8 protein-coding genes and 1 pseudogene are annotated in these 7,649 nt (G+C 58.0%); 3 read left to right on the forward strand and 6 right to left on the reverse strand.

All coding sequences use genetic code 11. The features are described 5' to 3' along the window. Positions 1 to 94 precede the first annotated feature (94 nt). Together QP965_RS10555 and QP965_RS10560 are read right to left on the reverse strand one after the other, a co-directional pair. Positions 95 to 1,687 carry a mechanosensitive ion channel family protein gene (locus QP965_RS10555; RefSeq protein ID WP_284844883.1) on the reverse strand — a complete coding sequence of 531 codons (1,593 nt, stop codon included), beginning with the start codon at positions 1,685 to 1,687 and terminating at the stop codon, positions 95 to 97. Between the two features lie 96 nt (positions 1,688 to 1,783). After that, on the reverse strand, positions 1,784 to 2,839 hold the full coding sequence (locus QP965_RS10560; RefSeq protein ID WP_284844882.1) for a TRIC cation channel family protein: 1,056 nt from the start codon (positions 2,837 to 2,839) through the stop codon (positions 1,784 to 1,786). A 226-nt stretch (positions 2,840 to 3,065) separates the two neighbouring features. Here QP965_RS10560 and QP965_RS10565 point away from each other — a divergent pair, with 226 nt between their 5' ends. Further along, positions 3,066 to 3,284 carry a hypothetical protein gene (locus tag QP965_RS10565; RefSeq protein ID WP_284844881.1) on the forward strand — a complete coding sequence of 73 codons (219 nt, stop codon included), beginning with the start codon at positions 3,066 to 3,068 and terminating at the stop codon, positions 3,282 to 3,284. Continuing rightward, positions 3,281 to 3,487 carry a hypothetical protein gene (locus QP965_RS10570; RefSeq protein ID WP_284844880.1) on the forward strand — a complete coding sequence of 69 codons (207 nt, stop codon included), beginning with the start codon at positions 3,281 to 3,283 and terminating at the stop codon, positions 3,485 to 3,487. Before QP965_RS10565 ends, QP965_RS10570 begins: the two co-directional genes overlap by 4 nt. 571 nt (positions 3,488 to 4,058) lie before the next feature. Here QP965_RS10570 and QP965_RS10575 read toward each other — a convergent pair. The 4 genes and pseudogenes from QP965_RS10575 to QP965_RS10590 form a co-directional block, all read right to left on the reverse strand. Continuing rightward, positions 4,059 to 5,286, reverse strand: a pseudogene (locus tag QP965_RS10575) (IS3 family transposase). Positions 5,287 to 5,308: 22 nt separating this feature from the next. After that, complete coding sequence (locus QP965_RS10580) at positions 5,309 to 5,458, reverse strand: hypothetical protein (RefSeq protein ID WP_284844879.1); 150 nt, start codon at positions 5,456 to 5,458, stop codon at positions 5,309 to 5,311. Between the two features lie 45 nt (positions 5,459 to 5,503). Then, positions 5,504 to 5,989, reverse strand: coding sequence for a peptidoglycan recognition protein family protein (locus QP965_RS10585; protein ID WP_284844878.1), 486 nt, complete (start codon positions 5,987 to 5,989; stop codon positions 5,504 to 5,506). A 262-nt stretch (positions 5,990 to 6,251) separates the two neighbouring features. Next, positions 6,252 to 7,289 (reverse strand): hypothetical protein, encoded by a 1,038-nt coding sequence (locus QP965_RS10590; protein WP_284844877.1) that lies wholly within the window; start codon positions 7,287 to 7,289, stop codon positions 6,252 to 6,254. A gap of 130 nt (positions 7,290 to 7,419) precedes the next feature. Between QP965_RS10590 and QP965_RS11565 the strand changes: the two genes are divergently transcribed. After that, positions 7,420 to 7,569 (forward strand): transposase, encoded by a 150-nt coding sequence (locus QP965_RS11565; protein ID WP_350309241.1) that lies wholly within the window; start codon positions 7,420 to 7,422, stop codon positions 7,567 to 7,569. The last annotated feature ends 80 nt before the right edge of the window (positions 7,570 to 7,649 follow it).

Consider the following 7,649-nt stretch of genomic DNA (forward strand, 5'->3'; position numbering starts at 1 on the left):
CCACTGTCAAAAGGATAATGACACCAGCGTGTATGCCAGCTTTACCTCGCCCAATAATGAGCGCTGGACGGACCGGCTTACTGTAGAAGCCTTACTAGCGCGGCTCTGCCGGGATCTCTTGGCCGGTGCTACCTGCGGTTCCGGAAGCTTGGGTGCCGTCGCCAGCGTCGCTTCCGGCAGTGGGCGCAGTGCCGGCCCCGTTGCCGGAATCGGTCCCGCCGTTGGCGGCGCTCGGGGCGGGCGAGGCATTACCTGTAGCACCAGTTTCCTGGCCACCGCCACCACCGCTGCCGGCAGGCGAATCGGTCGCGCCAGCGCCATCAGAGCCTTGCGGGTTAGCGGTCTCCGTGGCAGCAGAGCTGTCTTCTGTCGGCTCGGACTGCGTGCCGGTCTCGGTGGTTTCGGGGGTGGGGTTGGTGGAGGGGGCGTCGGAAAGCTGCGAGGAAGAGGCCTCCGCGCCGCTATCGCGCCAATGCTCGGGCGAAAGCCAGCCCGCATCCGCATTTTCGGGATTGCTCGAGGCCAGGGCCAAGGCACCGACGACGAGCAGAGCCAGGATGAGGCCCGTGGTAGAGGCGCGGACCCGGCCGCCAATGGTGGCGATCTTCTGGAACTTGGAATTAGTCTCCAGCGCGCGCCAGATGCCTTGGGTGGGCTCGGGCTCGTGGTCCTCCTCATCCGGCAGCGCGGGCTTTCCGGGGCCGTCGCTATCCGGGCCATCCACCTCGGGCGACTGGTGCTCCGGCTGGGAATCGGGGCGCGATCCCTCCCCTGCCGCGGAGGCATCCTTGACGGACTCTTGTGCCGCGGCATTGTCGCCCACCGGAAGAAGCGGGCGCTGGATTTCGTCCAAGTCGGTCACGTTGTAGTGATCCCAGAACTCGGAAAGCAGCGCGGAGCGAATGGCGCGCTCCACCGCCCACTGGCGGGCGGGGTTTACGGTAACCAGCACGCGGTAGGTCACGTGCCAGGACTGGCCGGCCGCCTGCGGGGCAACCAACTGGGTGGCCGGCAGCACCTCGAGCTCGCCATTGACGTCCACGGCGATGGACGGTTCCTGGATGGCTTGTTTGGAAATCGTGCGCACCCGGCGCGTGATTTCTGGCAGGGTCTCGCCTTCTTGTACCGGCACATCAAAGTTGACCACGGCGCGCGACCACTCTTGGGAGTAGTTAGTGACCGCGCCGGCCGAGCTATTGGGCACGGTGACCAGCTCGCCGGTAGGCGTGCGCACCTTAGTGGTGCGCAGGGTCAGCATCACCACGGTGCCTTCCACGTCAGTCACGCCATCGAAGCTGACATAGTCGCCCACGCCAAATTGCTTTTCCGAAAGGATGAAGAAGCCGGAGAGAAAGTCCGCAATGATGGACTGGGCGCCAAAGCCCACGGCGGCCGAGACTATCGTCGCCGGCACCGCCGCACCTACCGCTGGCACGCCGAGATTGGTCAGCGCGGCCCAGATGATAAGGAAGTACGCTGCTGCCTGCACGATGTAGACCAGCGCACCGGTCAGCGCCAAGCGCGCCTTGGTGGCTTCTTCCTCTTCATCGAGGCGGTGCTCCATGATGCGGATGGCCAGCCTGCCGATGCGCGGGATCAAAATGCCTATCAGCAATAGCGCGATAAGCGGCAAGCCATGGTCAACAAAAAGGCTCCACAGCTCGTAGAAGTAATACTTCAGATTCATGCCTCTAGATTAGGCCGCATGCCTGAAAACTGGATGCCAGTTGGCTGCCAGCAACCGTGCAAGCACCCGATGGATCGAGCGCGGATTGCCCGGCCTCTAGTCGCGGGAGTTATAACGCTTCATAAGGCGGTCAATGAGCTCATCGGTCAGCTTGTCATCTTCCAAGATGGTATCCAGCAGGCGCTGGGATTCCTCGTGGGAGTCTTGTTCTTCCGCCTCATAGGAGTCACCGCTAAGGTCCACGCCAATGTCGGTGTTCTCGGTCTCCGCGGTCTGGGCGCTGAGCTGATCGACGTCCGATTCAAACGACTCCATAAACTCGCTGGCCTCCGCGGCGGCCTCCTTGCGGCGTTTGCCGGATCGCACTTCCTTTTCGATGCGCCGCTGCAGCGCGGCCTCCATCTGACGGTGGCGCCACGAGCGCACGCGGTGCGGCTCCAAGCGGCGGCCCACCGCGCGGCTCTTATTCTCGGCCTTCTTGGCCAACACCTTCACCTGGGCGGCGGTGTCATTAATCGGCGCCCATTCCTGGTATGCCGGCACGCGCCAACCGGCCCAAATACCCAGCAGCGCCAAAAAGATGGAAACCAGCGGCCCAATAATCATGCCCACGGCCATCATGTCATAGTGATGCCCCACCAAGACGATGATTGCGCAGGCCACAGCCGGGATGACCGTCGGCTGGTTATCGCCAAAGACGCTAGGCTCGCGCCCCATGACAATGTCACGAATCATGGATCCGCCCGTGGCAGTGAACACGCCCATCATGATGCACGGGATAAGCGGCAGCCCATAAGTAATGGCCTTGACGGCGCCGGTGGCAGCCCAGAGGCCGGATACGACGGCATCGCCATGCGCTTGCAGATAGTCCCAGGTCTTGCCCTTGAAGTAGACAAAACGGGCAATGAGCGCACCAGCAAAGGCCAGGTAAAGATACTCCGGCTGGCTCATGGCCGCCACGGTGCCGCGGTTGATGAGCACGTCGCGCACCATGCCGCCGCCCAGGGAAGAAAACATCGCGATGAAGAAAAAGCCGATGATGTCATAGCCGCGCTTGCGCGCCATGGTGCCGCCGATGATTCCCATCAGCAGCACGCCGCTGATATCGGACCAGCGGTAGAGAGATTCAATGAGCGGATCCACTTCAACCATATGGTTATTAGACTTCACCGCCCGCCACCGCGCAATTAGCACACCCAAATGCGCGCCCAGGCACGAGAAAAGGCGCCGGCATTGCTTGCCGACGCCTCCCTCTCACCGTGGGGCCACCGGGGCCCCACGTCTACAACGACAGTAGTGCAGGTCAGAGGCATTTTCCCAGAAACCAGAGTAGGACCATTCCCTATTCCTTCCCTAATAGCACCAGGAAAGGGCCACCATGACCACCCCCGAAACCACCACCCAGCCGGCGCGCCGGGGCACCAACACGCCACGCTTGCGGCATCTCGTTCACCACATCGAACCACACGGGGTAATCCACACTCTATGCGGCCAGCGCCTCTACAAGCACAAGGGTGCCACCACCGGGGCGCACACCAACAAACAGAACTGCCCCGCATGTGATGCCGCTGCCTTCCTCTACGAGGTGACACTGTGAGCATCCAACAACTCAACGAGACCATGCAGGAACTGAAGGCCAATCTTGAATTGCTGGAGAGCATCAACCAGCAGTGCCAGAACTGCACCCCATCCGAATACCGGCGGCTAGACCAACAGGCGCTGCGAATCATGCGGGCCAACACACGCCTAACACGCGCCATCCGCAACCTCACCAACGAGCTAACAGGGGAACCACAATGAGCACGCACCAACTGCCCACAGCAGACCAACCAGACAACTACACCGGCATCTGGAACCGGCACCGGGTGCGCTACCTCTATGCGGACACCACCACCGGCCTATGGCACCTATGCGCTGGCACACCCCACGAGGGCAGTTACTGCACGCACATGAATCCCATGCGGTGTGTTGACCTAGCCGGGGTCAGGCTCCACTACAAAGGCGGCGGCTATGTGGTGGTGCCACGTGCCGGGATAACTGTTGGTGACCTCATGCCAGAGACACTAACGCGGCGCTCCCCCATGACCTACGAGGAACAGCACCTAGAGGTGTGCCCCAACTGTTTAAGCATGGCTGCTGTGCAAGCGGAGATGTTAGGCCAGCGCACCTACCCGCTCAGGCAGCTGTTAAACGAGTTGGAGGGTACCAACACCCCTTGCCGGTGAGTTCATCGCCTTAAACGGCGATATTGAACAGGCAAAACGCGGGCAGTTCCGGCAATCTCCAACTGTAGAAACAGGGACGGCCCGGCCGGGGCGTTCGGGGGGGGGAATCGCCACACTGAAGCGTCCCGGGTTTAGTTCCGCTTCTTTTACGCCCCTGTGTTGATGGGCTGGGTTAGATAGTACTCGGTTTCGACTTCTTGTGGGGTGGCGTAGTCCAATGCCCTCATGAAGCCACTTGGTGTTCCACCAATGCGACCACCGCAAGGTGGCCAGTTCGACTTCCCCAACCGATGTCCACGGTCCTTGGGCATGAATCAGTTCCGCCTTGTAGAGACCATTGACTGTTTCAGCTAGAGCATTGTCATAATGAATCGCCGACTGTTCCAACACTTGGCCGGATTCCGGATTCGGCTAGCGCGGTGGAATACTTCAGTGACACGTACTGGCTGCCCCGATCGCTATGGTGAATTAACTGTTTTCCATGAATTCGCCCTGCAGTCGTTAACACATCTTCCAAGGCCTCCATGGGCAGCGCATCGGTACGCATCGTCGAGCGTGTAGCAACACCAACAATTTTTCGGCTGTAAACATCCACGACAAACGCGGTGTAGGCGAATCCTGAGAGGGTACGAACGTAGGTAATGTCGGCAACTCACAACCTGCCTGGCGCTTGTGCACGAAAGTTTCGCTGCACTAGGTCCGGGCGATGATCCGGTGTCTTCGGGCTAATCGTTGTCACGGGGGTTCGCCCACGTCTGCGGCCAGACACACCTGCTAGCCTCATCAGACGTGCGGTCTTATCGCGACCAATATGAAAGCCTTCACGGTTCATAGCGTGCCACATTTTGCGGATGCCGTAGACGGAGAAGTTCTCTGCATGCACGCGCTGTATTTCTGGGATGAGCAGGCTATCGCTTAATCCTCTTGCACTGGGAACGCGTGTGGTGGCTTTGCGGTAACCGCGTGAGGTGATGAATCCACGATCTGCTTGTTTAAGGACTCGGCAGATGGCCCCGGGCCCAAATTGATCTTTATACGCGTCGATGTGGGAGACCATTTGGTCGTGGGTCGGTCGAGTTCCGCTGCGAAAAAAGCCGAAGCAATCTTAAGAATCCCGTTTGCTCGTTTCAGCTCGCGGTTCTCACGGCGCAGACGCTTGAGCTCTTCTTCCATTGTCCCGCCGCCTGAAACCTCAGAGTCATCACGTATTGAAGCGCTGTCACGGTACCAAGCCCGCAACGTATGGTGAGATACCCCAAGCAGCTCACCGGCCTCCGTGTAGGCGCGCTGCAGTGAGCAGGACTCCAGGCGGACCATTTCGAAGATCTGATGGACCGCCTTCTCCTTGAACTCGACGGAATACTTCCTAGGCATAGTTCAATCCCTGAGGTAGGAACTAAACCCAAGACGCTTCACCGAGCTGAGGCCATCCCTTGCCCTCAGGGTCGCGGAGCTGAGACCAGGTATGCTCCCACGTGTCGAACCACGGCTTGAAGAAACCGCTGACGTAGCCGGTCAAGAATTTGGTGAATTTGTCATAGGTCACGGTGCTCTCCTTCGGAGGTACAACAGCCGGTGCATCGAGCTGGCCCTACTTGTTGATGTTGTCGATGTGTTGCTGAACCGGGGCACGTTGGTGATTCATTTCCATGACCGCACCAGCGACGCCATTACCACGGCCGGGGTCCCACTTTCCTTGAGCTTGCATGGAGTATTCCCAGTGGCCAATCATGTGCTCGATAGTCGCCGGATGACCCAGGAACCAGAGGATGCCAGCCGAAGCCCGGCGCGCGGTGTCGAGTTGTCGCTCATCCCAGGTGTCGGTGCCGTTGTACTGCATTTCGAATCCAACACTGACAGGGGTCGTGTTATTTGTTGCCCAGCCTTGGCCCCAGCCAGGGCCGGCGTGATACGCGATACCAATACCGCAGAACGTCGGCGTTCCATCGGGCGCGATGTGAAGCAGGCCCGAGAGTGCTCCACCGAGACCGGCATTACGGGCGATGTACTCGGCGCTGGTACTGCGTGAGCCGGTGTGGTGCCAGAAGTCACCTTGGATGGAAGCGAAGTCCCCCATTCCTAGAACTCCCAGCCGGGTAGTTCTTTGAAGTTGATGCCGAAGTGTTTGAAAAGTTCTGGCAGGAAAGAGGGGACTCCCCACCAAGCTGGATTTGGTTTCATATTCCCTCCTTAATTTGGGCATGAAAAAGCCCCAACGAGGGGGCTTGGCGTAAAAATTCCCTTCGGCTATGGAGGCCACAGGGAATCGGGATCGAGAAAACCCGCACCAACACTTGGCATGGGTTGGGTTCGGTTAAAGCCTGAGCAGGCTTAGACGATTAAACGGGAAGTGAATTTTCTAAGGAATCTAGGATCTTCGCTGCCACGTTCACCGCTTTCCCATAGGCAGGATAATGATGGACGGCGATGTTAGCGGAGGTGTTAGCTTCGAGAACAATAGCTTCGCTGTCATCATCTAATCCTGAGACCATCAGGTCTATTCCGGCAACGGTCAGACCTGGAATCGCCCTTGCTGCAGTTTCTGCAATATCAATGAAATGCGCAGGCATGCGGTCAGTAAGGTCCACGTTGATTCCCCCTTGGTGGAGGTTATAAACAAGGCTTAAGACCTGTATCTTGCCAGCCTCGAGGATTGTGTCTTCGTTAATGCCGATTCGGTCGAGCCATTCATAATCTGGGTGGCTTGGCATCCGTTTAAGGTATGCATTGGTTTTGCGTTCAACCTGTGATGCCTTCACAAGCTCTCCGAAGGTAGTAGCTCCGTCGCCTACGACAAACCCGGGTACCCTGCTGCTAGCTGCGACATATTTCCCGCCAGCGATCATGACTCGAATATCAATACCGGAGAATTGGTCTTCAATGAGTACTGTTCCTCCGGCTGTCTTGCCGGCAGAAATTGTTGACCAGGCATTGTCGAAGTCTTCAGCTGTCATCACTTCCGTAACAACGTCGGTTCCAGCAGCTCCACGGTCTGGCTTCATGACGACTGGAGACCTGCGACTTGCCACGTATTCTGCGGCCTCTTCCCGCTCTTTGAGGCTAAAGCTTCTGCCTTCTGCAACTGGGACACCAGCGCGCTGAAAATGCTCTTTTGCAACATGTTTCCTGGTACAGACCGCGACTGCACTGCTGCTAGTTGCCGAGGTCAGCATTTGTTTAAGAGTTCCTACTGGATGGCCAGTTTCGTTATAGATACCTATAATCCCGTCGCCCATAGGCGTTGTTACCCATCCGCGTTTTTGTGCTTCATCTTGAAGGAGCTGCGGATGGGTGCGGAAATTTTTAGCTAGCTGGAATTGTAGGTTGGTCTCTAGGATTTCCTTGCGGATAAAATTCTCGATGTTCGTGGTAGGCAAGTAACTGTCTCCTAGCATTTGTTTGTATATTTCCTGTATACAATACGACCTTTGCCAGGTTTTGCCCAGTTGAGGCTGCCCTCGTTTAGTGGACACCCTATTTGTACGGATCTTGTGCCCGTAGGAGAGGATGTTCATTGTGAGTCAACAGCGCAAGAAGTACACGCCCGAGTACCGGTGTGAAGCTGCAAACCTGGTAATCGAGTCAGAGCGACCGATCGCTCACGTGGCTAAGGAAATCGGTGTTTCCGCCGGGCTTTATCCCAGTAATGTCCTTTAGGCGGAGAGTGTCCGTTTCTTTGTGTGCGGGGGCTTGGTTTACAAGTAATCCGCGAATCGGTTGGGGTAAGCCACGGCTAG

The organism is Corynebacterium sp. MSK074 (assembly GCF_030229735.1).
In the GTDB taxonomy this organism is placed as follows: Bacteria; Actinomycetota; Actinomycetes; order Mycobacteriales; family Mycobacteriaceae; genus Corynebacterium.

What these genes read in the sequence shown, in the direction of transcription:
- QP965_RS11565 (WP_350309241.1), top strand. Translation starts at nt 7,420, where the DNA reads ATGTTCATTGTGAGTCAACAGCGCAAGAAGTACACGCCCGAGTACCGG.
- QP965_RS10555 (WP_284844883.1), bottom strand. Translation starts at nt 1,687, where the DNA reads ATGAATCTGAAGTATTACTTCTACGAGCTGTGGAGCCTTTTTGTTGAC.
- QP965_RS10565 (WP_284844881.1), top strand. Translation starts at nt 3,066, where the DNA reads ATGACCACCCCCGAAACCACCACCCAGCCGGCGCGCCGGGGCACCAAC.
- QP965_RS10585 (WP_284844878.1), bottom strand. Translation starts at nt 5,989, where the DNA reads ATGGGGGACTTCGCTTCCATCCAAGGTGACTTCTGGCACCACACCGGC.
- QP965_RS10560 (WP_284844882.1), bottom strand. Translation starts at nt 2,839, where the DNA reads ATGGTTGAAGTGGATCCGCTCATTGAATCTCTCTACCGCTGGTCCGAT.